This is a genomic window from Sphingopyxis sp. TUF1, assembly GCF_036687315.1.
Classification (GTDB): domain Bacteria; phylum Pseudomonadota; class Alphaproteobacteria; order Sphingomonadales; family Sphingomonadaceae; genus Sphingopyxis; species Sphingopyxis kveilinensis.
In genome coordinates this window covers 3,369,044-3,394,883 of sequence record NZ_CP144683.1, presented here as the reverse complement: position 1 = coordinate 3,394,883, position 25,840 = coordinate 3,369,044, and the positions used below count along the sequence as shown (strand labels likewise).

At 64.5% G+C, this 25,840-nt stretch carries 25 protein-coding genes and 1 tRNA gene; 18 read left to right on the top strand and 8 right to left on the bottom strand.

What is annotated here, in order from left to right; genetic code table 11:
- Nucleotides 1-162 precede the first annotated feature (162 nt).
- The 8 genes from VSX77_RS15990 (at nt 163) to VSX77_RS15955 (ending at nt 6,725) form a co-directional block, all read left to right on the top strand.
- On the top strand, nt 163-3,333 hold the full coding sequence (locus tag VSX77_RS15990; RefSeq protein ID WP_338425588.1) for a YdbH domain-containing protein: 3,171 nt from the start codon (nt 163-165) through the stop codon (nt 3,331-3,333).
- Nucleotides 3,330-3,545: a YnbE family lipoprotein gene (locus VSX77_RS15985; RefSeq protein ID WP_338425587.1), complete on the top strand. Its 216-nt coding sequence runs from the start codon at nt 3,330-3,332 to the stop codon at nt 3,543-3,545. Before VSX77_RS15990 ends, VSX77_RS15985 begins: the two co-directional genes overlap by 4 nt.
- 14 nt (nt 3,546-3,559) lie before the next feature.
- Nucleotides 3,560-3,964 (top strand): YdbL family protein, encoded by a 405-nt coding sequence (locus VSX77_RS15980; protein WP_338425586.1) that lies wholly within the window; start codon nt 3,560-3,562, stop codon nt 3,962-3,964.
- 213 nt (nt 3,965-4,177) lie between these two features.
- Nucleotides 4,178-4,498: an AtpZ/AtpI family protein gene (locus VSX77_RS15975; protein WP_338425585.1), complete on the top strand. Its 321-nt coding sequence runs from the start codon at nt 4,178-4,180 to the stop codon at nt 4,496-4,498.
- A gap of 68 nt (nt 4,499-4,566) precedes the next feature.
- Entirely contained in the window at nt 4,567-5,352 is a 786-nt protein-coding gene (locus VSX77_RS15970; RefSeq protein ID WP_338425584.1) for a F0F1 ATP synthase subunit A, read from the top strand.
- Nucleotides 5,353-5,393: 41 nt separating this feature from the next.
- Nucleotides 5,394-5,621 (top strand): F0F1 ATP synthase subunit C, encoded by a 228-nt coding sequence (locus VSX77_RS15965; RefSeq protein WP_003044110.1) that lies wholly within the window; start codon nt 5,394-5,396, stop codon nt 5,619-5,621.
- Between the two features lie 80 nt (nt 5,622-5,701).
- Nucleotides 5,702-6,202 carry an ATPase gene (locus tag VSX77_RS15960; RefSeq protein ID WP_338425583.1) on the top strand — a complete coding sequence of 167 codons (501 nt, stop codon included), beginning with the start codon at nt 5,702-5,704 and terminating at the stop codon, nt 6,200-6,202.
- On the top strand, nt 6,195-6,725 hold the full coding sequence (locus tag VSX77_RS15955; protein WP_338425582.1) for a F0F1 ATP synthase subunit B: 531 nt from the start codon (nt 6,195-6,197) through the stop codon (nt 6,723-6,725). Before VSX77_RS15960 ends, VSX77_RS15955 begins: the two co-directional genes overlap by 8 nt.
- 569 nt (nt 6,726-7,294) lie before the next feature.
- Here VSX77_RS15955 and VSX77_RS15950 read toward each other — a convergent pair.
- The gene (locus VSX77_RS15950) at nt 7,295-8,014 is read right to left on the bottom strand and encodes an SDR family oxidoreductase (RefSeq protein ID WP_338425581.1); all 720 of its coding nucleotides are present in this window, start codon (nt 8,012-8,014) and stop codon (nt 7,295-7,297) included.
- Nucleotides 8,015-8,084: 70 nt separating this feature from the next.
- On the opposite strand from VSX77_RS15950, the gene uvrC reads away from it, so the two are divergent.
- The 7 genes from uvrC to VSX77_RS15915 are packed head-to-tail and all read left to right on the top strand — an operon-like array spanning nt 8,085 to nt 14,706.
- Nucleotides 8,085-10,019 (top strand): excinuclease ABC subunit UvrC, encoded by a 1,935-nt coding sequence (gene uvrC, locus VSX77_RS15945; protein ID WP_338425580.1) that lies wholly within the window; start codon nt 8,085-8,087, stop codon nt 10,017-10,019.
- A gap of 40 nt (nt 10,020-10,059) precedes the next feature.
- Nucleotides 10,060-10,452, top strand: a complete 393-nt coding sequence (locus tag VSX77_RS15940) for a PaaI family thioesterase (protein WP_338425579.1) — start codon at nt 10,060-10,062, stop codon at nt 10,450-10,452.
- The gene (gene recO, locus VSX77_RS15935) at nt 10,440-11,192 is read left to right on the top strand and encodes a DNA repair protein RecO (protein ID WP_338425578.1); all 753 of its coding nucleotides are present in this window, start codon (nt 10,440-10,442) and stop codon (nt 11,190-11,192) included. Before VSX77_RS15940 ends, recO begins: the two co-directional genes overlap by 13 nt.
- Before the next feature lie 48 nt (nt 11,193-11,240).
- On the top strand, nt 11,241-12,287 hold the full coding sequence (gene leuB, locus VSX77_RS15930; RefSeq protein WP_338425577.1) for a 3-isopropylmalate dehydrogenase: 1,047 nt from the start codon (nt 11,241-11,243) through the stop codon (nt 12,285-12,287).
- 5 nt (nt 12,288-12,292) lie between these two features.
- On the top strand, nt 12,293-13,498 hold the full coding sequence (locus VSX77_RS15925) for a trans-sulfuration enzyme family protein (protein WP_338425576.1): 1,206 nt from the start codon (nt 12,293-12,295) through the stop codon (nt 13,496-13,498).
- 18 nt (nt 13,499-13,516) lie between these two features.
- Nucleotides 13,517-13,918, top strand: coding sequence for a Co2+/Mg2+ efflux protein ApaG (gene apaG / locus VSX77_RS15920; protein WP_338425575.1), 402 nt, complete (start codon nt 13,517-13,519; stop codon nt 13,916-13,918).
- Complete coding sequence (locus VSX77_RS15915) at nt 13,915-14,706, top strand: LysR family transcriptional regulator (RefSeq protein WP_338425574.1); 792 nt, start codon at nt 13,915-13,917, stop codon at nt 14,704-14,706. Before apaG ends, VSX77_RS15915 begins: the two co-directional genes overlap by 4 nt.
- Nucleotides 14,707-14,709: 3 nt before the next feature.
- On the opposite strand, the gene VSX77_RS15910 is transcribed toward VSX77_RS15915, so the two are convergent.
- Nucleotides 14,710-16,020, bottom strand: a complete 1,311-nt coding sequence (locus tag VSX77_RS15910) for a serine hydrolase (protein WP_338425573.1) — start codon at nt 16,018-16,020, stop codon at nt 14,710-14,712.
- A 34-nt stretch (nt 16,021-16,054) separates the two neighbouring features.
- Complete coding sequence (gene parE / locus VSX77_RS15905) at nt 16,055-18,034, bottom strand: DNA topoisomerase IV subunit B (protein ID WP_338425572.1); 1,980 nt, start codon at nt 18,032-18,034, stop codon at nt 16,055-16,057.
- 169 nt (nt 18,035-18,203) lie between these two features.
- On the opposite strand from parE, the gene VSX77_RS15900 reads away from it, so the two are divergent.
- Nucleotides 18,204-19,028, top strand: a complete 825-nt coding sequence (locus tag VSX77_RS15900) for an outer membrane protein (protein ID WP_338425571.1) — start codon at nt 18,204-18,206, stop codon at nt 19,026-19,028.
- A 55-nt stretch (nt 19,029-19,083) separates the two neighbouring features.
- On the opposite strand, the gene VSX77_RS15895 is transcribed toward VSX77_RS15900, so the two are convergent.
- Both VSX77_RS15895 and VSX77_RS15890 read right to left on the bottom strand, forming a co-directional pair.
- Nucleotides 19,084-19,485, bottom strand: a complete 402-nt coding sequence (locus tag VSX77_RS15895) for a PaaI family thioesterase (protein ID WP_338425570.1) — start codon at nt 19,483-19,485, stop codon at nt 19,084-19,086.
- A gap of 8 nt (nt 19,486-19,493) precedes the next feature.
- On the bottom strand, nt 19,494-20,180 hold the full coding sequence (locus VSX77_RS15890; RefSeq protein ID WP_338425569.1) for a GcrA family cell cycle regulator: 687 nt from the start codon (nt 20,178-20,180) through the stop codon (nt 19,494-19,496).
- A 118-nt stretch (nt 20,181-20,298) separates the two neighbouring features.
- On the opposite strand from VSX77_RS15890, the gene VSX77_RS15885 reads away from it, so the two are divergent.
- Complete coding sequence (locus VSX77_RS15885) at nt 20,299-21,171, top strand: ABC transporter permease (protein WP_338425568.1); 873 nt, start codon at nt 20,299-20,301, stop codon at nt 21,169-21,171.
- Nucleotides 21,172-21,180: 9 nt separating this feature from the next.
- Here the strand turns inward: VSX77_RS15885 and hspQ are convergent, their stop codons facing one another.
- Nucleotides 21,181-21,555, bottom strand: coding sequence for a heat shock protein HspQ (gene hspQ / locus VSX77_RS15880; RefSeq protein ID WP_338425567.1), 375 nt, complete (start codon nt 21,553-21,555; stop codon nt 21,181-21,183).
- Nucleotides 21,556-21,729: 174 nt separating this feature from the next.
- Between hspQ and VSX77_RS15875 the strand changes: the two genes are divergently transcribed.
- Nucleotides 21,730-22,356, top strand: a complete 627-nt coding sequence (locus VSX77_RS15875) for a Yip1 family protein (RefSeq protein WP_338425566.1) — start codon at nt 21,730-21,732, stop codon at nt 22,354-22,356.
- 61 nt (nt 22,357-22,417) lie between these two features.
- Here VSX77_RS15875 and VSX77_RS15870 read toward each other — a convergent pair.
- Together VSX77_RS15870 and VSX77_RS15865 are read right to left on the bottom strand one after the other, a co-directional pair.
- Nucleotides 22,418-22,507, bottom strand: a tRNA-Ser gene (locus tag VSX77_RS15870).
- A gap of 81 nt (nt 22,508-22,588) precedes the next feature.
- Nucleotides 22,589-25,825, bottom strand: a complete 3,237-nt coding sequence (locus VSX77_RS15865) for an amidohydrolase family protein (RefSeq protein ID WP_338425565.1) — start codon at nt 25,823-25,825, stop codon at nt 22,589-22,591.
- Nucleotides 25,826-25,840 lie beyond the last annotated feature (15 nt).

The following is a 25,840-nucleotide window of genomic DNA, read 5'->3' as shown; positions in this document are numbered from 1 at the left end:
AGGACGGGACGATGGCGAAGTGGACCAATTTGCTGGAGCGAAACGCGATTTCCGGCGTTGGTATCCCGCACAGGGTGGGCTGAGGGACGATATTTCACGCGCCATGACGTCATTCGAGGCCTTTCCTGTTCGGCGATCACCCGCTTGCGCCGGGGATATGGCGTGACTGAGGCCGACCACGCGCCAAAGCGGCGGTCGCATCTTCGGACGCTGCTTTTCAAAAAGCGTTGGCTGACCGCGGCGGCGGTCGCCGCACTGGCGGCGGGGGCGTGGCTGGCGCGCGAGCCGATCGCCGACGAGTTCATTCGCGGCGAGCTTGAGAGTCGCGGCGTGCCCGCGCAGTATCGGATCGATTCGATCGGTTTTCGCAGCGAGATATTGTCAAATATCGTCATCGGCGACCCGGCGCGCCCGGATTTGACTGCGCGGAAGGTCGAGGTGTTGCTTGGTTACGGCTTCACCGGCCCTTATGTATCGGAAATCCGAGCCGAAGGCGTGCGCCTCTATGGCCGCTTCGTCGATGGCCGCCTGTCGTTTGGAGCGCTCGACAAGTTCCGCGATCCCGAAAGTACCGATCCCTTTGCCTTGCCCGATCTGTCGGTGCTGCTGCGCGACGCGCGCGCGCGCGTTGAAACGCCATGGGGGAATGTCGGCGCCGCGCTGAACGGATCAGGAAATCTGCGCGATAATTTCGCGGGCAAGCTTGCGCTCGTCGCCCCCACGCTGGCCGCCGAAGGTTGCAGTGCGCGGGGCGTCAGCTTTTACGGCGATCTCCGCGTGCGCGACGTGCGCCCCGCGCTTGTTGGCCCGCTGCGCGGGCAGTCGATAGCTTGCGGCAACGGGGCGGTCACGGCGTCGTCGCCGCAGGTCGCGCTCGACATATCGCTTTCGGAAAATCTGCGCCAATGGCGCGGCCGCGCCGACGCGAGCATCGCGTCGCTTTCCGCCGCTTCGCTACGCGCCGACCGGCTGGGGGTGCTGGCGCGTTTCGACGGCAGCGCAGTGCAGACGAAACTCGAGGTCGATGCCGAAATGGCGCGGCTGCGCGGTCCCGATTTCGCTACCGACACAGTAAGGCTGGGGGCAGCGGGCAGCGTCGGTAGCGCCGCGCCGCGCCTCGAAGGGACGATCGATTTCGCGAATGCCAGTGCCAGCGCGGCGGCGCGGCGCGCGATCGCCGATAGCGCGCGCGGACTGAGCGGCACCCCCGTGGGCCCGCTCGCCGCCAAAGCAACGGCGGCGATCGGTCGCGCGCTGGCGGGCGCGAGCGGCAGCGCCGATTTTGAACTCGCGGGAGAGGGGCCACTTGCGCGCATCGACCTGATCGCGCCGCAGTTGACGAGCGCAAGCGGCGCGCGCTTTACCGGCAGTGCCGACAGCCGCATCGGTTATATCTACGGCGCGAAGCAGCCTGCGTTGCTCGTCGCCGGCAAATGGAGCCTCGGCGGGGGCGACCTGCCGACAGGCACGCTGGAACTCGACCGGCGCGCGGACGGCACGGTGCGCGGCGAAGCGCGATTTGCTGCTTATGAAGCCAAAGGCAGCCGCCTCGCGCTCGATCCGGTGCGGTTTTCCGGCAGCCCCGGCGGTGCGCTGCGCTTCGTCACGACGGCGCTGCTGTCCGGGCCCCTTGCGGGCGGGCGGGTCGATCGGTTGCGCGTGCCGCTCGCGGGTACGGTTGCGCCGACCGGCGCGCTGACGCTTGATGGCGGATGTCACCGCGTAGGCGCGGACCGCGTCGAAGTCGGCGGCTTTCGGCTGGGACGAAGCGCGATCGACCTGTGCAGCCGTGCCGGAGCGCCGCTGCTAAGCGCCGGGCCGGGCGGGCTTCGCGGCGCGATTCGCGTGCCGCGCATCGCGCTGACGGGGACGAGCGGCGCATCGCCGTTCCGGATTGCGAGCGGCCCCGCGGATATTGACCTGACCACGCTTCGATGGTCGTTGTCGGACGCAAACGTCCGGCTGGGCGATGGGGACAGCGTGACGCGCTTCACCGCCCAACGCATCGCGGGCCGTGCCGCGGGTGGCGCCATGGCGGGCGAACTGGTGGGGGCGGCGGGCAAGATCGGCGCGGTCCCGCTCGACATGAGCGAAATTGCCGGTGCGTGGCGCTGGGCGAACGGCGCGCTGACATTGCAAGGAGGCCTGACCCTCACCGACAGCGCGGCGCCTGCGGCGCGCTTCTATCCGCTCGTCAGCCGCGATGCCGTGCTTCGCTTTGCCGATGGTGCGATCGAGGCAACTGCTGGTTTTGCCGAGCGGACGACCGGGACGAAGATCCTCGACACCGTAATTCGCCACCGTTTCGCCGACGGTAGCGGCACCGCCGACCTGAAAGTGGACGAATTGCGCTTTGACGAGTCGTTCCAGCCAGACCAGCTGACCTATCTCGCCAAGGGCGTCGTCGCAAATGTGCGGGGAACGGTCGTCGGCGACGGGCGGATCGAATGGGACGCCGCGGGCGTCACCAGCCGCGGCACCTTTGCGACGGCCGGCACCGATCTCGCTGCCGCCTTTGGTCCGGTCACAGGGCTTACCGCGACGCTCAGCTTTGACGACATGATCGGCCTGCGTTCGGCGCCGGGCCAGGTTGCGCGGATTGACGAGGTCAACCCAGGGATTCCGGTGCGCGAGGGCGTGATCGAATATAGCCTGCTCGGCGACAACCGCGTGCGGATCGAGGGCGGGCGCTGGCCCTTTGCGGGCGGCGAACTGCTGCTCCATCCGACCACGCTCAATTTCGCCGCCGACCAGCCGCGCCGGATGACCTTCGACGTTGTGGGCGTCGATGCCGCCGTGTTCCTCCAGAGCTTCGGGTTCGAGAATATCAACGCGACGGGCAAGTTCGACGGCACGCTGCCGGTCGTGTTCGACGGGCTGGGCGGGCGGATCGAGGACGGGCGGATCGACGCGCGCGCAGGTGGCGGAACGCTCGCTTATGTCGGCGAATTGTCGAACCGGAACCTTGGCACAATGGCCAATTTTGCCTTTGGCGCGCTGCGCAGCCTGAAATATGAAGATCTGACGATTGTGCTCAACGGGGACCTTGACGGCGAAATGGTGACCGATATCCGCTTTGGCGGCGTGGGGCAGGGGGAGGGGGCGTCGCGCAATTTCCTGACCAACCAGATCGCGAAGCTGCCGTTCGTGTTCAACGTGAAGATTACGGCACCTTTCCGCCAGCTGCTCACGTCGGCAAAGGGCTTTTACGATCCGTCGTTGTTGATCGAACAGAATCTGCCCGCGCTGTTGCGTGCGCAGGAAGAAGTCGAAGCAGCCGCGCGCGGCGCAACCGCCCCCGTTCAGCCCCCAGAAAGCGAGCCTGTGCAATGACGATAACCAAGACCGGAGCAAGGAGGCTGGCCATCAAGGCGCGCTGTCTGGCGATAATGATCGCGATCCCGGCCCTTGCGGGCTGCGTTCAGATCGACACGCCCGACAAGCCCATCGAGATCAACCTGAATATCAACATCCGTCAGGAAGTGGTGTACAGGCTTGATGGCGATGCCAAGAAGCTCATCGAGCAGAATAGCGAGATATTCTGATGACAGGGATGAATATGATGCGTTGGAATATAGGAAAACCCACCGGACTGGCGCTGGCCGCCGTAGCAGCGACCGCTGCCGTGGCGCTCGCCGTGCCGTCTGCGATGGCGCAGCGCGACCCCGCGTACGCCGCGGCGCGCGCCGCTGGGCAGATCGGCGAGCAGCCCGACGGCTATCTCGGCTTTGCCACCACGCCGACCCCGGCGATCCGCGCGCTGGTGCAGGACATCAATATCAAGCGTAAGGCCGCTTATACCGAACGCGCGCAGGCGACGGGCAGCACGGTCGAGCAATTCGCCTTTACCAGCGGCTGCAACCTGATTGCGAGCACCAAGCCCGGCGAGAAATATCTGACCCCCGGCGGGGCGTGGAAAACCCGCGACGCCAGTCCGCCCGAACGCGACGCGCGCTGTCCGTAAGCCATATGACGCATAACGGGACCCTTCGGGGTCCTTCAGATGCCGCCGCGCCCCTAAACGCGGCGGCATTTTTGTGCGCACCAGCACAGGCATTGACTTAATGGGGCGGCGTTCCTAAACGGGCCGCGCCTTAGGGGTACCCCGAATTTTCGGGCCTTTTTTCGCAGGCGGAATCGGGGCTTTCCGGTTTCGTTTCAGGAGGATGGCGAGGGAATGACGGGCAAGGGCAGCGATCCGGAACTTGGCTCGGAGGATTCGCGCCTGGTCTCGCTCGAAGAGCGATTGGACCGGGCCGAAGCCGCAGAGGCAAAGCGGACCGCAGTGAATGCCGGACCGGAATCCGACGCCAATTATCGGCTCGGCAACCGGGTGCTGGCGGAGCTGCTGGGCGGATTGATCGGCGGCGGCCTGTTCGGCTGGCTGATCGACCGGATCGCAGGCACCGAACCCTGGGGGCTGTTGGGCATGTTGTTCATGGGGATCGTCGTGGCGTTCCGGAACATCATCCGCCTGACAACAACGCCGCGCAAATAGCGGGGCGCGAAGGACATTTTTGGCGGGACGGCCGGACGCGCCGCCCCGCATTGCGCGTGGAGTGAAGAGTGGCGGCGGAATCCGGCAAGATCGACCCGATGCACCAGTTCGAGGTGACCCCGCTCGGCGGCGGTTTCAACCTTGGCGGGCAAGAGGTTCTGTTCACCAACAGCGCGCTGTGGATGGTCGTCGCGGCCATCGCGCTCGGCCTGTTCATGTGGGGCGGGATGCGCCGCCAGCTTGTGCCCGGCCGCTGGCAGGCCGCGGTCGAAGGCTTCACGGGCTTCATCTCCAGCATGATGATGGCGAATATCGGCACCGAGGGCCGCAAATACACGCCTTATGTTTTCTCGCTCTTCATGTTCATCCTCTTCTGCAACCTGCTCGGCATGTTGCCGCTGGGCGTGCTGGGGCTGCATCCCTTCACCGTCACCAGCCACATCGCGATCACCGGCGTCCTCGCGCTGATCAGCTTTGCGATCGTGCTCGTTGTCGGCTTCTGGCGCCATGGCCTCCATTTTTTCTCGCTCTTTGTTCCGCACGGCACGCCGCTGCCGATGATCCCGATCATCGCGCCGATTGAGTTCGTGTCGTTCATGGTCCGCCCGTTCAGCCTTGGCCTGCGGCTTTTCGTCGCAATGACCGCGGGCCACGTGCTGCTGAAAGTGCTGTCGGGCTTCGTCATCAACGGCTTCAACGCCGAGACCTTGTGGCTCGGCTCGATCGTCTCGGTGCTCAGCTTCACGCTGATGATCGGCATCAGCGCGCTCGAACTGCTCGTCGCCGGCATTCAGGCCTATGTTTTCGCCCTGTTGACCTCGCTCTATATCAACGACGCGGTCAACCTCCACTAATTCTGTTTTATAATAAACATTTACACCAAGGAGTTATTACAATGGACGCAGAAGCAGCAAAGCTGATCGGTGCCGGTCTGGCCGCTATCGGTGCCGGCATGGCCGCCATCGGTGTGGGTAATGTGTTCGGCAGCTTCCTCGAAAGCGCACTGCGTAACCCGGCGGCCGCCGACGGCCAGCAGGGCCGCCTGTTCATCGGCTTCGCCGCTGCCGAACTTCTCGGCCTGCTGGCGTTCGTCGTTGCGATGATCCTGCTCTTCGTCGTCTGATTGCGGCGATCGGGTGACGCCGGTCCTTCGGGACCGGCTTCGCCATTTGCAGATTTTCACGTTTTCAAGGTTCGCCTTCCATGCCCCAGATAGCCCAGCTCACCGCTGACAATTGGTATCTTGCCTCGCAGCTTTTCTGGCTGCTGGTCGTGTTCGCCGGCATTTATGTCGTGATCGGCCGCGGTATGCTGCCCAAGATCGAAGCGACGGTGGACGCGCGCGACCGCAAGGTCGCCGACGATCTGGCGGCAGCGAAAGCGGCGCACGCCGCCGCCGACACGCTGGAAGAAACCTATCGCCAGCAGGGCGAGGCAAGCCGCGCTGCGGCGCAGAAAGCGGTGGCGGAAGCCAAGGATAGGGCCGCGAAAGACGCCGAAAAGCGTCTGACAAAGATCGATGCCGAACTCGCCGGCAAGCTTTCGGCGGCCGAAGCTGACGTTGCCGCGGCGCGCTCGTCGGCGATGGCGGAAATCGAATCGGTCGCAGCCGAAGCGGCGGGTGATCTCGTCGCCAAGCTGTCGGGCGTGAAGGTCGCTGCGGCGGATGCCAAGGCGGCAGTTAAGGCGGTGCTTCATGGCTGATTTTACCCTGATCCTGGCCGAGGGCGCCGCCGAGCCGACGGCGTTCGGCCTCAACGCGACCGTTTGGGTTTCGATCGCGATGCTCGTGTTTCTGGGCATTCTCGTCTGGAAGGGCGTGCCCGGCGCGATCGCCGCGATGCTCGACAAGCGAATCGCCGAGATTTCCAAGCAGCTGAACGAAGCAGAACAGCTGCGCCTCGATGCCGAATCGCTGAAGGCCGAATATGAGGCCAAGCTTGCCGACGCCGCGCGGGAGGCCGACGAAATGCGCGCGCGCGCCGATGCCGAGGCCGAAGCGCTGGTCGCCAAGGCCAAGGCCGATGCGACCGCGCTGATCGCCCGTCGCAAGCAGATGGCGGAGGATCGCATCGCCGCCGCCGAAGCGACCGCGCTCGCCGAGGTCCGCACCGCGGCCGCCAAGGCGGCGACCGAAGCCGCGGCGAAACTCATCGCCGAAAAGCATGACGCCGCCGCCGACAAGGCGCTGATCGACCAGGCAATCGCGGGCGTTGCCAGGGGCTGATCGCTCCGACATCGCTGAGAACAAAACGCCCGCGGATTTCCGCGGGCGTTTTGCTGTGGGGGATTTCGCTGGGGTGATATGGCTGGAAGCACCGGAAGCACACATCGCCGCGGAGGCGGCTTAAGGAAGATTCGCGCAGAGGCCGCAGAGATGGAGCCGTTCATTTCTGCGGCCTCTGCGCGAACTTATAGAATGCCGCATTCCGACCGAACCTAGCCGTCGCCCCCGCGCAGGCGGGGGCCGCTGTCGGTTTACGCAGCGACGCAGCAAAAGGCCGATGGCGGCCCCCGCTTTCGCGGGGGCGACGGTTTATTGGAACGTCCGCTCCCCACCCCAAAGCCGACATTGCAAAAATTCGCTGTCCTACACGGCCCGACTGTGCCAGCCTTCGTTTCTGCTCTTTCAACATGTGGATAAGCCCGGTCACCGCCCGGCCTGTGGACGGACGCAGGCGTCCGGTACCGCAAGTCCGGTCGCAACGGCATACTGGCGATCGCGCAAGGCTGACCTTTCCTGACCTTTGAATATTTCTGAAGTCATACGCTAACCGAATCGCGAGGCGCAGTCCGTCAAAAGCGGATCATGATCCGCCGCGCCAACGCAGGTGAGATGCTGTGGACGAGCTGCAACATCTTCACCATGCCGACATTGATCTCGCTTTTGCCCGTGCGGATGCCGTCGACGATCTCGGCCGCGCAGTCGTGCGCGCTCATTTTCTTGCCGGCGCGCGCTGCCGTCATGTTTGTTTCGACGACCGGCGGCAAAGCCTCGATCACGCGGACATTGCTGTCTCTCAGCAAGTGTCGGATCGCCTGCGTATAGCTGCGCAGCCCGGCCTTGGTCGCGCAATAGATCGACCCGCCCGCGCGCGGCGCGATGGCGAGGCCCGAGGTGACGTTGACAATCGCCGCCTCGTCCTGCGCACGCAGGATAGGCAAAAGTCGCGTGCAGAGCGCGACCGGCGCATCAAGGTTGGTGCGGATGCAATGCGCCGCGCTGTCCAGCGTTTCGGGCCGATCAAAGTCATAATCGCTGCCTACTCCGGCATTGTTGACGAGCAGCGCGATCGGCTTATCAGCGACGGCGGCCACGACCGCATCGATCCCCGCCGTCGTCGACAGGTCGCCCACGATCGTGCCGAATCCCAGTGCCGCCATCGACTGCAGTTTGTCCGCCGAGCGTCCCGTGACGATAACGTCTGCACCTGCGGCCTGCAATTGCAGGGCGATTTCGCGCCCGATGCCGTCGCTGCCGCCGGTCACCAGCGCGAGTTTTCCCTGTAACTTCATGTGACCCCTCCCATAGCTTTTACCGCGCATACTATGGCGGCTCGCATCGCCTTCGCCTACATGCAAGATCATGGTTCGCCCCAACGCTCCCGACCGATTCAACGAAGAGAAGGCCACCTATGTCGTCCGCGGCGGCGATGAGGATGGCGACAAGCCCGACCTCGAGCGCGGTGCCGAAGCAATCCGCAGCGTCGTGCGCAAGCTGCCGACCCGTCCGGGCGTTTACCGGATGCTCGATGCGCGCGGCGACGTGCTGTACGTGGGGAAAGCGCGCGCGCTCAAGAACCGCGTGACCAATTATACGCAGGTCGCGCGGCTGCCGCAGCGATTGCAGCGCATGGTGTCGCAGACGCGCGCGATGGAGATCGTCACCACGAACAGCGAGGCCGAAGCACTGTTGCTCGAGGCGCAACTCATCAAGCGGTATCGCCCACCGTACAATGTGCTGCTGCGCGACGACAAAAGCTTTCCCTTCATCCTGCTGCGCACCGATCATGATTTCCCGCGTGTGCAGAAGCATCGCGGCGCGCGGCGCGCCAAGGGGCGCTATTATGGGCCGTTCGCAAGCGCGGGGTCGGTCGGGCGCACGCTCAACGCGCTGCAAAAGACCTTCCTGCTGCGCAGTTGCACTGACAGCTTCTTTGCCAACCGCTCGCGGCCGTGCCTGCTCTACCAGATCCGCCGTTGCTCGGCGCCGTGCGTCGATCGCATCTCGAAGGAAGATTATGCCGGACTGGTGAGCGACGCGCAGGACTTTCTGGAGGGCCGCTCGACCGCCGTGCAGAAGCGCTTGGGCGAAGCGATGACCAAGGCCGCCGATGCGATGGATTTCGAACAGGCGGCGGTGCTGCGCGACCGGCTGAAGGCGCTGACCTTTATCCAGGGCAGCCAGTCGGTCCATGCCGACGGGCTGGGCGATGCCGATGTCTTTGCGCTCGCGGCGAAGGGCGGACAGCTGTGCATCGCGGGCTTCTTCATCCGCGGCGGGCAGAATTGGGGACACCGCAGCTTTTTTCCAGCGCATGTCGCGGGCGTGCCCGAGACGGAGGTGATGGCGAGCTTTCTGATGCAATTTTACGAAGGCGTACCGCCTCCGAAGCTGATCCTCGTCGATCGCGAGCCTGAAGAATGCGAACTGCTCGCGGAAGCGCTTGGCGAAACGGCGGGGCGCAGGGTCGAGATCAGCGTGCCGCAGCGCGGCAATCGCAAGCGCCTGCTCGACCAGGCCGTGCGCAACGCGGGCGAGGAACTCGACCGGCGGCTGGCCGAGAGCAGCAGCCAGGCGAAGCTGGGGCGCGAACTCGCCGACCTGTTCGATCTGGAAAACCCGCCGCAGCGGATCGAAATCTATGACAACAGCCATATTCAGGGGACCAATGCCCTGGGCGCAATGGTTGTCGCTGGGCCGGAGGGCTGGATCAAGGGCGCGTATCGCAAATTCAACATCAAGCGCGCCGAGACGCAGCCGGGCGACGATTTTGCGATGATGCGCGAGGTGTTCCAGCGCCGTTTTGCGCGCGCGATGGAGGAGGACCCCGAGCGCAGCAAGGGCGAATGGCCCGATCTGGTATTGATCGACGGCGGCAAGGGGCAGGTGTCGGCGGCAGGCGCGGTGCTCGCCGAGCTCGGGATCGACGATCTGACCTATGTGGGCGTGGCCAAGGGACCGGACCGCAATGCGGGGCGCGAAACCTTTTACCTGCCCGATGGGCGCGAATTCACGCTGCCGACGAACAATGCGGTGCTCTTCTATATCCAGCGACTGCGCGACGAGGCGCACCGCTTTGCGATTGGCGCACACCGCGCGAAGCGGGCAAAGGCGATGGGAAGCTCGCCGCTCGACGAAGTGCCCGGCATCGGCCCGGCGCGCAAAAAGGCGCTGCTGATGCACTTCGGCACCGCGCGCGCGATCAAGGGAGCGAGCCTGGAGGATTTGCAGAAGGCGCCCGGGGTGAGTGCGGCGGTGGCGCAGGCGGTGTATGATTTCTACAACCCGGGGGGGTAAATGCGATCATTCGCCAGGGTGACGGAATGGGAGAGTTTATATGGATTTCGCCGCAATGATGCCCTTGGCCGCAACGCTCGGCGTGACCATCCACGAAGGAGATAAAGACCGCGTTGCGGGGAAACTCCCCGTCCGCCCCGAAATCTGCACCGCGGGCAATATCGTCCATGGCGGCGCGATCATGGCCTTTGCCGATTGCCTTGGTGCAGTCGGCGCTTTCCTGGCTTTGCCCGAGGGGGCCAGCGGCACGACAACGATCGAGAGCAAGACCAATTTCCTTGGTGGCGGGCCTGTGGGTTCGGTGCTGGTGGGCGAGGCGACGCCGGTGAAGATCGGCAAGCGCGTCTCGGTCTGGCAGACGCGTATCCGTACCGGGGAGGGCGCCGACGTCGCGCTGGTCACGCAGACGCAGCTGGTGCTTTGGCCAGCCTGAGCACCGATGCCATCGTCTGCGCGGTGCGCGCGCATGGCGAGCATGGCGCGATCCTGCGCGCGCTGACGCGTGAGGCGGGGCTGGTCGCAGGCTATGTCCGCGGCGGGCGGTCGCGGCGCCTGCGGCCCATATTGGTGCCGGGCAATCGCGTCACGCTGGAGCTGCGTTCGCGCACCGAAGAGCAGCTTGGCGGTGCGACAGTCGAGCTGCTGGAAAGCCGCGCGCCCTTGCTCGCCGAACCGCTGGCGGCGGCGGCGATCGACTGGGCGACCAGCCTCACCGCGGCGACCTTGCCCGAAGGACAGCCCTATCCCGCGCTTTATGCCGTGCTGTCGGCGGTGCTGGAAGCGATCGGCGTTGCGCCCTCGGCGCGGCAATGGGCGCTTGCGCTCGGCCGTTACGAGATGTTGCTCCTCGCCGAACTTGGGTTCGGGCTGGACCTGGGCGAATGCGTCGTGACGGGCACGCGCGACGATCTGGCGTTCGTCAGCCCCAAGAGCGGTGGCGCGGTCAGCGCGGCGGCGGCGGCGGGATATGAAAACCGGCTGCTTCGCCTGCCGCCTTTCATGCTGGGGGACGCCGCCGATATGGCTGCCGCCGATCCTTCGATGGCCGACGTGCTCGATTTCCTGGCGATCACCGGCCATTTCCTCGACCGCGACCTGCTCGACGGACGCAACCGCGATTTGGCGGGCGTAAGGCAAAGATTGATCAATCGGCTGGGCAGGGCGGTTGCGTGAACCCCTGCCGCTGTCTAAGCGGCGGGCGAGACACGAAAGGGTGAAGCGTTGAAAATCCTGCTGCTGGCCGGCGACGGTATCGGTCCGGAAATCATGGCGGAGGCCGAGAAGGTGCTTGCCGCGCTGGCGCTGCCGGTGACGCTCGACCGCGCGCTTGTCGGCGGAGCGGCCTATGCGGCGACCGGCCGCCCACTACCCGCGGAAACGCTAACAAAAGCGAAGGCCGCCGATGCGGTCCTGTTCGGCGCGGTCGGCGACCCGCGCTTCGATACGGTCGAACGTCATTTGCGGCCCGAACAGGCGATCCTGGGCCTCCGCGCCGAACTGGGCCTGTTCGCGAACCTGCGTCCGGCAAAACTGTTCGCTGGGCTGGAGGACAGCTCGGCGCTGCGCCCCGAAGTCGCGTCGGCGATCGACCTGTTGATCGTCCGCGAACTCAACGGTGACGTCTATTTCGGCGAAAAGGGCACGCGCACGACGGATAGCGGCGAGCGGCAGGGCTATGACATCATGTCGTACTGCGAAAGCGAGGTACGGCGGATCGCGCATGTGGCGTTCAAGGCGGCGCAGGGACGCAACGGACGGCTCTGCTCGGTCGACAAGGCGAACGTGCTCGAAACCTCGCAGCTGTGGCGCGACGTGGTGATCGAGGTTGCGGCCGACTATCCCGACGTGGCGCTGACCCACATGTATGTCGACAATGCCGCGATGCAGCTGGTGCGCAATCCGGGGCAGTTCGACGTCGTCGTCACCGGCAATCTGTTCGGCGACATCTTGTCCGACCAGGCGTCGATGTGCGTCGGGTCGATCGGACTGCTCGCATCGGCGTCGCTGGGCGAAGGCGCGCGCGGGCTGTATGAGCCGATTCACGGCAGCGCGCCCGACATCGCGGGGAAGGGCATGGCCAACCCGCTGGCGATGATCCTGTCGCTTGCGATGCTGCTCCGCCATTCGGGGGGGGACGAAGGAAATGCGGCGCGGATCGAGGCGGCGGTGGCGCAGGTGCTTGCCGGCGGCTGCCGCGGCGCCGACCTGGGCGGGACAATGGCCACGGCGGCGCTGGGTGATGCGGTCGTCGCGGCTTTGAACGGATAGGGAAGATGAAGAAAACGACGGGTTTCGATCGTAACAAAACGAAAAGCTGGCACCCCGCGACGCAGGCGGTGCGCGGCGGGACGTGGCGCAGCGAACATGGTGAGACGTCGGAAGCACTCTTCCTGACGTCCGGCTACACCTATGACAGCGCCGAGGAGGTCGCCGCGCGCTTTGCCGGCGAGGCGCAGGGCATGACCTATTCGCGGCTCCAGAACCCGACCGTGGCGATGCTGGAGGAACGTATCGCGCTGATGGAAGGCGCCGAGGCGTGCCGGACGCAGGCGACGGGCATGGCGGCGATGACCACCGCGCTGCTTTGTCAATTGTCGGCGGGCGACCATATCGTGGCGGCAAAAGCGGCGTTCGGATCGTGTCGGTGGCTGATCGACCATCTCTGTCCGCGCTTCGGCATCGAAACCACCGTCATCGACGGCCGCGACAACGACGCATGGGAACGGGCGATCCGGGCGAACACAAAGGTGTTTTTCTTCGAGACCCCCGCCAATCCGACGATGGATATTGTCGATATGCGGCATGTGTGCGCGCTGGCCAGGGCGCATGGCATTACGACCGTGGTCGACAATGCCTTCGCCACCGCCGCGCTTCAGCGTCCGCTGGATTTCGGCGCCGACGTCGTCGCCTATTCGGCGACCAAGCTGATGGAAGGGCAGGGGCGCGTACTCGCGGGGGCGGTGTGCGGGACCGAGAAGTTCATCAACGATGTCTTGTTGCCATTTCAGCGCAATACCGGGCCGAACCTGTCGCCGTTCAACGCATGGGTGGTGATGAAGGGGCTGGAGACGCTTGATCTGCGTGCGCGACGCCAGTCGGAAAATGCGCTTGCGGTTGGCAAGTTCGTCGAAGGTCGTGTGCCGCACATCCTGCATCCGGGTTTGCCAAGCCATCCGCAGCATAATCTCGCAAAGAGCCAGATGGACGATTGCGGGCCGATCTTCTCCTTCATCCTCGACGGGCGCGACCAGGCGATGACCTTTCTCAACGCCCTCGAACTTGTCGACATTTCGAACAATATCGGCGATTCGCGCAGCCTTTGCTGCCACCCCGCGTCAACCACCCACTATGGGGTCAGCGCCGAGGCACGCGCCGACATGGGCGTGGTCGAAGGGATGTTGCGCATCAACATCGGGCTTGAAGACCCGCGCGACATCATTGCCGATCTGGACCAGGCATTGACCAGAGCCGGGCTTTAGGGGAAATCTGACGCCGCGATGATCGACTCCTTCTTCCCTTTCTCGGCGACTACCGGACCTGTGACCGTGCGCGTGGCGGTGAGCTATCTGCCCGAACAATCTCACCCGGCGCTCGGCCGCTGGTTCTGGGCCTATCATGTCCGCGTCGAAAATCACGGCGAGAGCGCGGTCCAGCTGCTCTCGCGCCATTGGCAGATCAGCGACGCGCGCGGACAGGTGAGCGAGGTTGAGGGGGAGGGCGTCGTGGGCGAACAGCCGCTGATCGGCGCAGGCAGCGCCTATGACTATGTATCGGGTTGCCCGCTGCCCACACCCGAAGGGTCGATGGTCGGAAGCTATACGATGGAAATGAGCGACGGGTCGCAGATGCTCGTCGCCATCCCGCACTTTCCGCTCGTGGCGCCCGCGACCGCGTCATGAAACGCACGCACCTGCCCCTCAACGCGCTCCGCGTCTTCGACGCCGCTGCCCGGCATCTGAGTTTTACGCGCGCCGCCGACGAACTCGCGGTGACTCCCGCGGCGGTGGGGCAACAGATTCGCGCGCTCGAAGATATGCTGGGCGTCGTGCTGTTCCGCCGCACGCCCAAGGGGCTGGAACTGACGGGCGAAGCGCAGGCCGGGCTCGATGCGCTGCGGCAGGGATTTTTGCAGTTCGAGGAATCGGTCCGCGCAATGCAGGCAGGGCAATCGTCGCAATCGCTGACGATCGCCGCGCCGCGCGACCTGACCGCCAAATGGCTGGCGCCGCGGCTAGCGCGCTACAGCCAGCAGGCGCCCGATGTGCGCTTCACCTTGGTGTCGGCGGATACCGGCATCGATTTCACCGAAGCCAACCTCGACCTGGCGATCTTCTGGACCGACGGCGCGGGAGAGCATGAAGGCGTGGCCTTGTCCGAACCGCTGATGGTGACCGTCGCGGGACCGGGGGCGGGTAGCGACACGCGTATCGCCTGGCCCGGCTGTCCGGTCGCCGATGGCGAACCCGCGCTGCGGCTAGGCGACGCGGGGCTCGCGATCGACGCCGCCGCGAACGGGCTGGGCCATGCCAACGTCCCCGCGATGCTCGCCGAGAGCGACATCGCTGCGGGCCGCGTACGGCAGGTCGGTGACGCGGTGCCGATCAAGCGCGGCTATTGGCTTGTCGCGCCGACGCCGCAGTGGCGGCAGGCGAAAGTAAAGGCGCTGGTCGCGGCGTTGACCGCCTGAGGCTTATTTCGCCGCGAGCGCAAGCAGCCGCGTGACCAGCCCGACCAGCGTTTCGGTGGCGACCGGCGCGTCAGGATTGTTCCAGCTCGCGGTGACGACAAACCATTTGGCGTCCGATTTGCGCTGCCCCAGCAGACTCATCGAAATCACCCCGAGTTCGGACCCGCCCTTGTAGCCGAGCCACGACCAATCCTTGACCGCTCCGGGACTCACGCCGGGGTTGATCGCCATCGCCGCCATTGCCGTCGGCGATTGCCGGTTGCGTAGGTCGATCATCAGCCGCGCGACGTCGTTGGGGCTGGCAAACCATTCGAGGCTGTCGATAAAGCGCGGACCTCCGGCAAAGCTGACGCCATCGACATTGGCGAGGGTGAGCCGGTCGCGATTGGCGTCTAGCAACCGGCGCTGCGCCGCATCGTCGCCCCCAACGAACGCGTCACGCTCGGCGGAAAAATTATTGCCCTTGAGCGCGAAGGCTTCGACCGTGGTGAGGAAGGGGATGTTGCGCGACGGCGCGCTGTGCCCCGCCGCCTTCATCCGCGCCTCGATGGCGTCGCGGCCGAGCAGGTGGATCAGCGTATCGGTCGCACTGTTGTCGCTGACCGAGATCATCCAGTTGGCGAGGCTTTGCAGCGTCACCGGCGTGTCCTTTGGCCAGTTTGCGGTGCCCGCAGACGAAAAGCTGACGTGCGACAAGGGCGCGACGTCGGACCAGTTGCGTTCGCCCGCCGCGACCTGCGCCGCCAGTTCGTCGAGGATATAGAGTTTGAAAGTCGAACCGACGGCGAATTGCCGGTCGGCATTTGCCGAGGCGAGCGGGCGAATGCTGTCACCGTTGAGTTTAGCGACGAGAAATCCTGCGTCCCCTGGGAGCGCGGCGATTTCGGCGGCGACCGTCTTGAAACTGTCGTTCGCCATCTCGAAGCCCGTCAGCCGCAGGCCGATCACGTGCGCGTCGGCGCCCGCGCCAACGTCCAGCAGCACCGCGGCAACGCCCTTCTCAAAACGCAGCGATAAGGACCCCGAGCGGCCGTCGTTCGATGCGGTGCTTTCGACGGCGACCGGCTTGCCATATTGGGCGATGATACCGGCGGCCATCGCCTTGAACTGCGCTTCGGGCAGCGCCGCCTGAAAAGTCGGGTCGAAATAATCGGCAAAGGCGATTTCTCCGTTGAGCAGCGCGACAAGTTGCGCCGCGCGCCGATCGAATGGGGTCGCGGCAACGGCCTGCGTTTCGGCAGACCGCGCTCCGACTGATGTTGCTGGAAGTGATAGCGACATCAAAAGCGCGACGAAAACGGATTTGCGGATCATGAATGCGCCCCCGGATCAATGAACCGCCACGATGTTATGCGTCGATCGCGGCCTCGTCGAGGCTGGCGGCGTTGGCCTGAATGAACTGGAACCGATGTTCGGGATGCTTGCCCATCAGCCGGTCGACCAGATCCTTGACCTGATGGCGCTCCTCATATTCCTGCGGCAGCGTGACGCGCAGCATCGATCGCGTCGCGGGATCCATCGTCGTTTCCTTGAGCTGGTTCGGGTTCATTTCGCCCAGGCCCTTGAAGCGTCCGACCTCGACCTTCTTGCCCTTAAACAGCGTCGCTTCAAGCTCGGCGCGATGCGCGTCGTCGCGCGCGTAGGCCGAGGTATTGCCTGCGGTCAGGCGATAGAGCGGCGGCTGCGCCAGATAGACATGCCCGTTCCGCACGATGTCGGGCATTTCCTGAAAGAAAAAGGTCATGAGCAAAGTGGCAATATGCGCGCCATCGACATCGGCGTCCGTCATGATCACGATTTTTTCGTAGCGTAGGCGGTCGGCGTCGCAATCCTTGCGCATTCCGCAACCCAGTGCGAGCGCGAGGTCAGAGATTTCTTGATTGGCGCGGATCTTGTCGGCGCTCGCGCTCGCGACGTTCAAAATCTTGCCGCGGATCGGCAGGATCGCCTGCGTCTTGCGGTCGCGCGCCTGCTTGGCGCTGCCACCCGCGCTGTCGCCTTCGACGATGAACAATTCGGTGCCCTCGGGGCCGTCGTTCGCACAATCTGTGAGCTTACCCGGCAGGCGAAGCTTGCGGCCGCTTGTCGCGGTCTTGCGCTTGACCTCGCGCTCGGCCTTGCGCTTCAGGCGCTCGTCCATCCGGTCGAGGACGAGGCCCAGCAACGCGCGACCGCGATCCATATTGTCCGACAGAAAATGGTCGAAATGGTCGCGCACGGCATTCTCGGTCAGACGCGCGGCCTCGGGGCTCGACAGCCGGTCCTTGGTCTGGCTCTGAAACTGCGGATCGCGGATGAAGACCGACAGCATCATCTCGCCACCGTTGAACACGTCCTCGGCGGTGATCTGCGCCGCCTTCTTTTGACCGATCAGCTCGCCGAACGCGCGTAGGCCCTTGGTCAGCGCCGCGCGTAGCCCCGCCTCGTGCGTGCCGCCTGCGGGCGTGGGGATGGTGTTGCAATACCAGCTGTACGATCCGTCGGACCAGAGCGGCCATGCGATCGCCCACTCGGCGCGGCCCTGATCGCCCGAAAAGTCCTGCCGCCCTACAAAGGGTTCCGCGGTCGCGCATTCGCGTGTGCCGATCTGCTCTTTGAGGTGGTCGGCGAGGCCGCCGGGGAACTGGAACACCGCCTCGGCGGGCGTGTCGTCGCCGATCAGCTCGGGCGCACATTTCCAGCGGATTTCGACACCGGCGAACAGATAGGCTTTCGAGCGCGCCATGCGATAGAGGCGCTGCGGCTTGAAGCGGCCATGCTCGCCGAAGATTTCGGGGTCGGGAATGAACGACACGCTCGTCCCGCGCCGGTTCGGCGTGGAGCCCAGTTCCTCAAGTGGGCCGAGCGGCGCACCGCGCGCAAAGCGCTGGCGATACAGCTGTTTGGCGCGCGCGACCTCGATCTCGGTTTCGACCGACAGCGCGTTGACGACGCTCACACCGACGCCGTGGAGGCCGCCCGATGTCGCATAGGCCTTGCCCTCGAACTTGCCGCCCGAATGAAGCATGGTCATGATGACTTCCAGCGCCGACTTGCCCGGAAATTTCGGATGGGGATCGACCGGCATCCCGCGGCCATTGTCGACGATGGTCAGCCGGTTGCCGACGTCGAGCGTCACTTCGATCCGCGTCGCGTGCCCGGCGACGGCTTCATCCATGCTGTTGTCGATCACTTCGGCAGCAAGGTGATGAAGCGCGCGTTCGTCCGTACCGCCGATATACATGCCGGGGCGACGGCGCACGGGTTCGAGCCCCTCCAAGACTTCAATCTGCGAAGCGTTATAGCTGTCGGAAGCGGGGGTCGCGGCGTCGAACAAATCGTGACTCATGATCTGGCTATACGGGGGCGTGACGGCCGCTGGCAAGCGCGGTTTTGGCGGGGATCATCCAGCGCATAGGGGCATCGCTTCACCGCATTTTGGCGTGTGGAAGGAACTTTCAGCGAAGGCGCCGGGTTGGGGTGGCGACTGCAAAGTCATCAAAAAGTGGAGTAAAAACATGAAATTCGCAGCTCTCCTCGCCGCAACGGCGGCTTCCGTATCGGCGGTCCCTGCTATTGCGCAAGACAATCGCGACCCGTCGCAGGACTTCAACGGCCCCTATATCTCCATCGGCGGCGGCGCTACGCTTCAGGGCAACGACCGCGGAGAAACGCTTGTGTTCGATACCGACCAAGACGGAACCTATGGCGATACCGTCGGTACGACCGATGCTTTTTCACCCGGCTTCTGTAATGGCGCGGCGACAAGCACCGCCAATGTTGGCTGCCGCAACGACAAGGACGGTCCAGAATTTTTCGGGCGCCTCGGCTATGACAGGCGTATGGGCAACTTCGTGCTGGGTGCCGTGATTGAAGGCGGTCGCAGCGTCGCGCGCGACAGCGTTACCGGCTTTTCGACGACCCCCGCCAGCTACACGATGAGCCGTGAGGCCGATTATCAGGCGAATGCACGTCTGCGCGCGGGTTACACGCCCGGCGGCGGCGCGTTGTTCTATGTCACCGGCGGCGGCGCCTATGCACGTCTCGACAACAAGTTTGCAACCACGAATACCGTGAACAGCTTTGCCGACAATGGCAAGACGAATGCATGGGGTTACACGGTTGGCGGCGGCGCCGAGCTGATGGTGACGAACAACATCGGCATCGGTCTCGAATATCTCTATACCGACGTCAAGGACAACGATTATGTCGTCAACGTCGGTCCGGGAACCGCGCCGGCGACCAATCCATTCCTTTTGAATGGTGGTGGCACCGATATCCGCCGCAGCGATCCGAATTTCCGTACGCACAGCGTGCGCGGGACGTTGAGCTATCGCTTCTGATCGACCGATCTAACGCGCAAGAGAAGCGCCGGGCCTAAAGCCCGGCGCTTTTTCTTTAAGAACGCTCGCTCGGCGCGGCGAAAATTGCGAAATTGCCGTTTGCGCTGCCGACGAGGCGGCCGTCTTGATACAGTCGCGCATCTATGTTGGCGACGCGCTTGCCGCGATGTAGCACTTCTGCTTCGCAGGTCAGTCGACCTTCGACGACGCGGACATGATAGTTGAACTTGATCTCCAGCGTGGCGCACCACTGGTCGTCAGGAAGAAGGCTTGCGAGCGCGCCGCCCATCGACGTGTCGGCGAGTGAATAAGGAACGCCGCCGTGCGCCGCGCCTTGCGGATTGAAATGTTGGCGCGCATTCACGTCGATCGCCATCGTGCAACGACCGTTGCCGCGTGCGAGCATTTGCAGGCCCACAGCGCGCGCGAACTCAAAATCCTGACTGAAAGGGCTCACCGGACGCCCTAGCGAACTCGGGGACCCCCGAACGGCGGGGGCGGGGGCGGGCGGCGCGTGCCACGCGGCAATTGTGCCTGATAGGCGCGGCCGCAATGCTCGACGCAATAGGGAAAGCCAGGGTTCACCGCTTCACCGCAAAAATGAAAGTCGGGCTCGCCCGGATGCCCCATCGGCCAGCGGCAGATGCGGTCGTTAAGATCGAGAAGGCTCGTCTTGTCGGCGATTTCCGGGCTCGGCTTGGCAGGCACGAGGCGGCGCGGCGGGGCTGGCGGGATCGGGGCCTGCTGGTCGCCCGGTCCCTGGCGGATAAAGCCGCCGGGGCCGATCGACACGATGCGCGGCGCGTCCGGTTTCGGCGCTGCCTCGGCGGCTGTGCCTTCCGACGCCTCGGCTATGGGCTTGGGTTCGGGGCGCGAAGCCACCGGGGCGGGACGCGGAGCGACGGGTGCCGCGGGACGCGGGGCTGCAACTGGCGCGGGTTTAGGCATCGCCGGCGTTGCAGGCTTCGCGGGCTTCGGCGCCTTTTCCATCGCCTTGACGGGCGAGGGGCGCGATTTCAGGCCGAGGCGATGCGCCTTGCCGATGACCGCGTTGCGGCTGACCCCGCCAAGTTCGTCGGCGATCTGGCTGGCGGTCAGGCCCTTTTCCCACATGCTGCGCAGCTGTTCGATGCGCTCATCGGTCCATGACATATTCATTCCTCATCATTCCACGCCGCGGGCCACAGCGTCCGTATTGCGATCCTTTCGGGATCGATGTCACGACGGCCCAGCTTGCGGTAAGATCGGGGAGGCGATAGGCGAGAACGCCATGAACGACCAGCCCCAAATTTCGAACCCCGACTCAGCGAATATCGGTACGGTTCCGGCTTTTGCCGAACCCGGCGTCCCGCACATCCGCGCGCTTAACGTCGCGGGTATGCAGGCCCTATATGTCAAGGAGGTGCGGCGGTTTTTCAAGGTCCAGCTGCAAACAATCTGGGCCCCGGCGATCACGACGCTCCTTTTTCTCGTGATTTTCACGATTGCCCTCGGCGGTGCGGGGCGCAATGTTATCGGCGTACCCTTCGCCGATTTCATCGCGCCCGGCCTCATCATGATGGCGATGCTGCAGAACAGCTTTGCCAATTCCAGCTTCTCGCTACTCGTCGGCAAGATACAGGGGACGATCGTCGATTATCTGATGCCTCCGCTAGCGGTCGGCGAACTTGTCATTGCACTGGTCGGCGCAGCGGTCACGCGCGCGATTCTTGTCGGCTTCGCGTTGTGGCTGGCGATGCTGTTCTGGCCGGGCGTGCACGTAGGGGTCGACTATCTGTGGGCCGTCGCGCTTTTCGGCGTGCTTGGCGCGATGATGATGGGTTTCCTGGGGCTCATGACGTCGGTCTGGGCCGAGAAGTTCGATCATGCCGCGGCGGTGACGAACTTCATTGTCACGCCGCTCGCGCTGTTGTCGGGCACTTTTTATTCGGTCGACCTGCTCGCACCCTGGTTTCAGGGCGTCGCCCATGCCAACCCCGTTTATTATGCGATCATGGGCTTTCGTTATGGCTTCATCGGGACCGTCGACGCGACGATCGCCAATCCGGTGCTCACCGCGGCGCTTGTGCTGGTCGGGGTCAATATCGGGCTTGGCATGATAACATATCGGCTGCTGGCCTCGGGCTGGAAACTGAAGGCCTGACGCGCCGCACTAGTGGCGATGGATCGCACGCACGCGGTAGCGCCCGCGCTCCAGCCCTTCGAACATCGTCTCGACTTGGGGGTGATCGATCGGCCCGCCGTCGCCGTCGGCGACCAGATTCTGCTGGCTGACATAGGCGATATACGAGGAATCGCCATTTTCGGCGAGCAGATGATAGAAGGGTTGCTCCTTCGCCGGACGGATTTCCTCCGGGATTGCTTCGTACCATTCGTCGGTGTTCGCAAAAACAGGGTCGATGTCGAAAACGACGCCGCGAAAATCGAACATCCGGTGGCGCACGATGTCCCCCGGCGCAAAGCGGGCGCGACCGATCAGGGGCGCAACAGGGGCGCCGGTGCCGTCAAGGATGGATTCGCGTGTCATGGCTTCAATCTATGGCGGTTTACCACCGTTTCAAGTGCGTTACACTCTGCGCCGCCGAGGTTCGTCGAGTCGGTTGTGATCGAATTGGGGTAAACATCGGCCATCGGAGCGCGATTCCTTTGGCTTTTGATATCCCGATCGGGCCTCGCGCCGCATCCACAGGGGAGACGCATGATGGCTGACCTACCACCCGATAGTCCGAGTCCTGCCGCGGGTATCGTCCAGCGCGCCAAGGATATATTGATGAAACCCAAGGAAACCTGGCCCGTGATCGCCGCCGAACCGGCGACGACGCAATCGATCTACGTTCCCTATGTCGTGGCGCTCGCGGCGATCGGGCCAGTAGCGGGGCTCATCGGGGGGCAGCTTGTCGGCGTTTCCGTACTGGGCGTTACCTGGCATCCGCCGATCGGCGTCGCGCTGACGTCTGCCATCCTGTCCTACGGGCTGACGCTGGCGACAGTGTTCATTCTGGCGCTCGTCATCGACGGGCTGGCGCCGAACTTCGGCGGGCAAAAAAAACAGATCCAGGCGCTGAAGGTCGCGGCCTATTCGGGCACCGCTGCGTGGGTCGGCGGCATCTTCGGGCTGATACCCATGCTGGGCCTGATCGGGCTGCTGTTTGCGCTCTATGGCCTATACATCCTGTACCTCGGCCTGCCGGTGCTGATGAAGGTACCGCAAGACAAGGCGCTGGGCTACACGGTGGTCGTCGTCATCGTCGCAATCGTGCTTTTCTTAATCGTCGGGGCGGTGGTCGCCTCGATCACCGCGCCGTCGCTGATCGGCGCGCAGATGTGACCCGGGTGGCCGTTCCGCGTTCGGGACGGCCGTCAACCGATGGGTCAGATCAGGGAAAAAATGGAGGAGAGTGAGGGATTCGAACCCTCGGTACCGTTGCCGGCACTTCGCATTTCGAGTGCGACGCTTTCGACCACTCAGCCAACTCTCCTCGCTGAGAGGAGACGCCCCTAGCGGCGGTCCGTCCCTGTTGCAACCCTCTGGTTACAAAAAAGGACGGACCGACGCCGGGTCAGGGCTTGTCGGTTTCCCACCAATAAGGTTCGCGCTTGCGGGTCCCGGTTTCCACCTCGTTCATTGTTATCGGGTCAAACATCCGCCCGCCGAGCACAACGCGGTGGATCTTATCCGTATTGCGGATGTTTTCCGTGGGGTCGGCGTCGAGGATGAGCAGGTCGGCGAGTTTGCCGGCCTCGAGCGAGCCTACATCCTTGGCATAGCCCAGCGAGGTCGCGGGCATGATCGTCGCGGCGCGCAGCGCGTCGATATTGCTCCACCCGCCGCGCACGAACGACCATATTTCCCAGTGCGCGCCCAGGCCCGCCTGTTGGCCATGCGCGCCGATTGAAACCATGCGTCCTGCAGCGGCAATCTTGTCGGCCTGGCGCGCGGCGTCGTCATCGATATAGTCGCTTTCCGGCGCGATCACGCGGCGCTTGTTGTTCGCGGCAAGCTCGGCTGGCGGGATATGCTTCGTCACGATGGGATGTTCCCACACATTCGTATGCGCGCGCCAATATGGATCGCCCGCGGGGCCGCCATAGGCGACGACGAGCGTGGGGGTGTAATCGACCTTGGTCTGGCCCCACAGTTGGACAAGGTCGCGGTAGAAAACATGCAGCGGGATATTATGCTCGACGGTCGAATTGCCGTCCTGGATGAGCGAGACATCCATCGTGAAGAGTGAGCCGCCCTCGGGTGCGACGGACAGTCCCTCGGCCTGTGCGGCCTTGACGACCATCTGCCGCTGGTCGCGCCGCGGCTGGTTGTAATTTTTGACGCTGTTCGCGCCCTGCGCCTTCAGCCGCCGGACATGGGCAAGCGCGTCCTCATAGCCATTGATTTCGGCATAGCCGCTGGCGGACTTCGCTCCATAGATGACCTCGCCGGTCGAGAAGATGCGCGGCGCGAGAATGAGCCCTGCGCGCTGCATTTCGGACGAAACAAAGATTTCCGACGCGCGCGACGAGGGGTTATGGCTCGTCGTCGTGCCCATCGCCAGATTGGTGATTTCAGACCAGTTCTGCTGCGGAACCAGTTCGTCGGTGCCGTGCGGGCCGTGCGCGTGGGCGTCGACGAAGCCGGGTACGATCGTCTTGCCGGTGGCGTCGACGGTCGTTGTGCCCGCGGGGACGGTGATCGCGCCCGCGGGACCGACCGCAGCGATGCGGTCGTTCTCGATCAGGATCGCACCATTGTCGATCACCCCGCCATCCTTGTCGGCCATCGTGACGATCTTTGCGCCGGTGATGAGCACCGCGCCCTTGGGCTTCGCGGCCGTCTGCGTCATCGCCAGCGATACGCCATCGGTGGGCGGCGTGAATTTGGGCGCCTTGTCGTCGGCGGGAGCATTGGCGAAGAGGTTCGCGAGATCGGCGCTGAACAGCGTCGCGCCGCGGCTCCAGTGCAGGCGGCGGCCGCCGTTCGACCAGTGGATATAATCAGCGCCGCTACCCGACACGCGAGTCACGGGCAGCGCGCCGCTCTTGGTGCCGAGCGACACGTCCTGCCCGCCGGGCATCAGCGGCGTGACATAGGCATCGTAATTCTGCCGGAAGGCGAGGGTGCGGCCGTCGGGCGCGATTTCATAGTCGTTGACCAGCTCACCGCTTGCGTGGACGCGCTTGTCCTCGCCGTTCAGGTTGGTGCTGACGAGCTGGCTCTTGCCATCGGCGGAAGTGACCATGAAAACGCGATCGTTTGCCGCGCCGAACTGCGGCTTGGCGCCATCACGGCTGATCCGTTCGATCGCACCGCCGGTTGCCGCGATGCGATAGACGCCGGGGTCTTCGCCCCAGCGCGCCGAAACCAGCCCGCCGCCGCCGCGCCGTTCGAAAGCGATCGTCTTGCCGTCGGGCGAAAAGCGGGGTTCAGCATAGTGGCCGGGCGTTGCCGTTACCTTACGCGAGCTTCCGCCGGCGGCGCCCGTCACATGGATTTCGCCGAGACCCGCGTCGGTCCAGCGCACGAAGACGATCGATTTGCCGTCGCGCGACCAGCTTGGCCACAACTCCATCGCCGCGTCTTTCGCAGCGGTCAGCCGCCGCGGGATGCCGCCGGCCGCGGGCTTGACCCAAAGCTTGCCGAGTGTTTCGAAGACGACGCTGCGCCCGTCGGGCGACACTTCGGCCCAGCGCGGCATTTTTGTCGTGAAGCTGTCGGGGGCGACCTCGACTGCCGGATGAATCGCATCGACGATCACACGGTCGTCGTTGATGCGGAACGGGATGATGCGCGCTTCGCCTCCGCTCGCGTCGACGCGGCGCAGCTTACCGCCCGCCCAGAACAGAATGTCGCGGCTATCGGGGGTCCACGCCATGTTCGGATAGACGCCGGTCACCGCCCACGTTTCCTGCACATCCTGGTCGAGCGCGTCGTAAAGCTTGGTTTCGGCGCCCGACGCAAGATCCTTCACATAGAGCTTGGACAGTGCGCCTTCGCGCCGCACGAAGGCGAGGCGCTTGCCGTCGGGTGAAGGAGTGGGGCGCACGGCGCCGCCATTGCCAGACGCCGCGGTGCTGACCGTCCCGTCTTCGAGGCTGTAGCGTTCGATATGAAAGAGGTCGGTGTTGCTGTCCTGCGCATATTCGAAGATCGGGCCGGGCGTGACGTTGCGCGTATAATAGACACTCTTGCCGTCGGGCGCGAAAATGGGTTCGCCCAGCTCCTTCTGATGCCGCTCATTGGGTTTCTTGACCAGCGGCACGCCCGCGCCGCCCGACACATGATACATCCACACCTCGCCCGTGCCGAGCGAGCGGCCCGTGGTAAAATGCTTCTTGGCGACAAGAAACTGCCCGTCGGGACTCCAGCTCGGCTGGTTGAGCAGGCGGAAATCCTCTTTCGACACCTGCCTTTTGTCGCTGCCGTCGCGGTTCATGATCCAGATATTGTCACCGCCGCCGCGGTCGGAAACGAACGCGATGCGCGTGCCGTCGGGCGAGAAACGCGGCTGATGCTCATAGGCCAGCCCCTCGGCGATGCGCGTCGGCGTGCCGCCGTCGATGGGCATCGTGTAGATGTCGCCGAGCAGGTCGAAGGCGATGGTGCGCCCGTCAGGGGCGACATCGACATTCATCCAGCTGCCTTCGTCGACCGCAATGGGGACTTTGCGGGTTGCCATGCCCGGCGGAGCGTTGACGTCCCACTTGGCATCTTTGGCCTCAGCGGTCGGAGCGGGTGCACTTTGCGCCCAGACCGAGGTCGAACAAGCCAAAGTCGCCGCAAGGGCGAGAGCGAAGCGCGCCATGATATTATCCCCGTT

Coding starts and splice junctions, on each gene's coding strand:
- VSX77_RS15985 (WP_338425587.1), top strand. CDS start 3,330: ATGACGATAACCAAGACCGGAGCAAGGAGGCTGGCCATCAAGGCGCGC.
- VSX77_RS15980 (WP_338425586.1), top strand. CDS start 3,560: ATGATGCGTTGGAATATAGGAAAACCCACCGGACTGGCGCTGGCCGCC.
- VSX77_RS15975 (WP_338425585.1), top strand. CDS start 4,178: ATGACGGGCAAGGGCAGCGATCCGGAACTTGGCTCGGAGGATTCGCGC.
- VSX77_RS15965 (WP_003044110.1), top strand. CDS start 5,394: ATGGACGCAGAAGCAGCAAAGCTGATCGGTGCCGGTCTGGCCGCTATC.
- VSX77_RS15960 (WP_338425583.1), top strand. CDS start 5,702: ATGCCCCAGATAGCCCAGCTCACCGCTGACAATTGGTATCTTGCCTCG.
- VSX77_RS15955 (WP_338425582.1), top strand. CDS start 6,195: ATGGCTGATTTTACCCTGATCCTGGCCGAGGGCGCCGCCGAGCCGACG.
- VSX77_RS15950 (WP_338425581.1), bottom strand. CDS start 8,014: ATGAAGTTACAGGGAAAACTCGCGCTGGTGACCGGCGGCAGCGACGGC.
- uvrC (WP_338425580.1), top strand. CDS start 8,085: ATGGTTCGCCCCAACGCTCCCGACCGATTCAACGAAGAGAAGGCCACC.
- VSX77_RS15940 (WP_338425579.1), top strand. CDS start 10,060: ATGGATTTCGCCGCAATGATGCCCTTGGCCGCAACGCTCGGCGTGACC.
- VSX77_RS15925 (WP_338425576.1), top strand. CDS start 12,293: ATGAAGAAAACGACGGGTTTCGATCGTAACAAAACGAAAAGCTGGCAC.
- apaG (WP_338425575.1), top strand. CDS start 13,517: ATGATCGACTCCTTCTTCCCTTTCTCGGCGACTACCGGACCTGTGACC.
- VSX77_RS15915 (WP_338425574.1), top strand. CDS start 13,915: ATGAAACGCACGCACCTGCCCCTCAACGCGCTCCGCGTCTTCGACGCC.
- VSX77_RS15910 (WP_338425573.1), bottom strand. CDS start 16,020: ATGATCCGCAAATCCGTTTTCGTCGCGCTTTTGATGTCGCTATCACTT.
- parE (WP_338425572.1), bottom strand. CDS start 18,034: ATGAGTCACGATTTGTTCGACGCCGCGACCCCCGCTTCCGACAGCTAT.
- VSX77_RS15900 (WP_338425571.1), top strand. CDS start 18,204: ATGAAATTCGCAGCTCTCCTCGCCGCAACGGCGGCTTCCGTATCGGCG.
- VSX77_RS15890 (WP_338425569.1), bottom strand. CDS start 20,180: ATGTCATGGACCGATGAGCGCATCGAACAGCTGCGCAGCATGTGGGAA.
- VSX77_RS15885 (WP_338425568.1), top strand. CDS start 20,299: ATGAACGACCAGCCCCAAATTTCGAACCCCGACTCAGCGAATATCGGT.
- hspQ (WP_338425567.1), bottom strand. CDS start 21,555: ATGACACGCGAATCCATCCTTGACGGCACCGGCGCCCCTGTTGCGCCC.
- VSX77_RS15875 (WP_338425566.1), top strand. CDS start 21,730: ATGGCTGACCTACCACCCGATAGTCCGAGTCCTGCCGCGGGTATCGTC.
- VSX77_RS15865 (WP_338425565.1), bottom strand. CDS start 25,825: ATGGCGCGCTTCGCTCTCGCCCTTGCGGCGACTTTGGCTTGTTCGACC.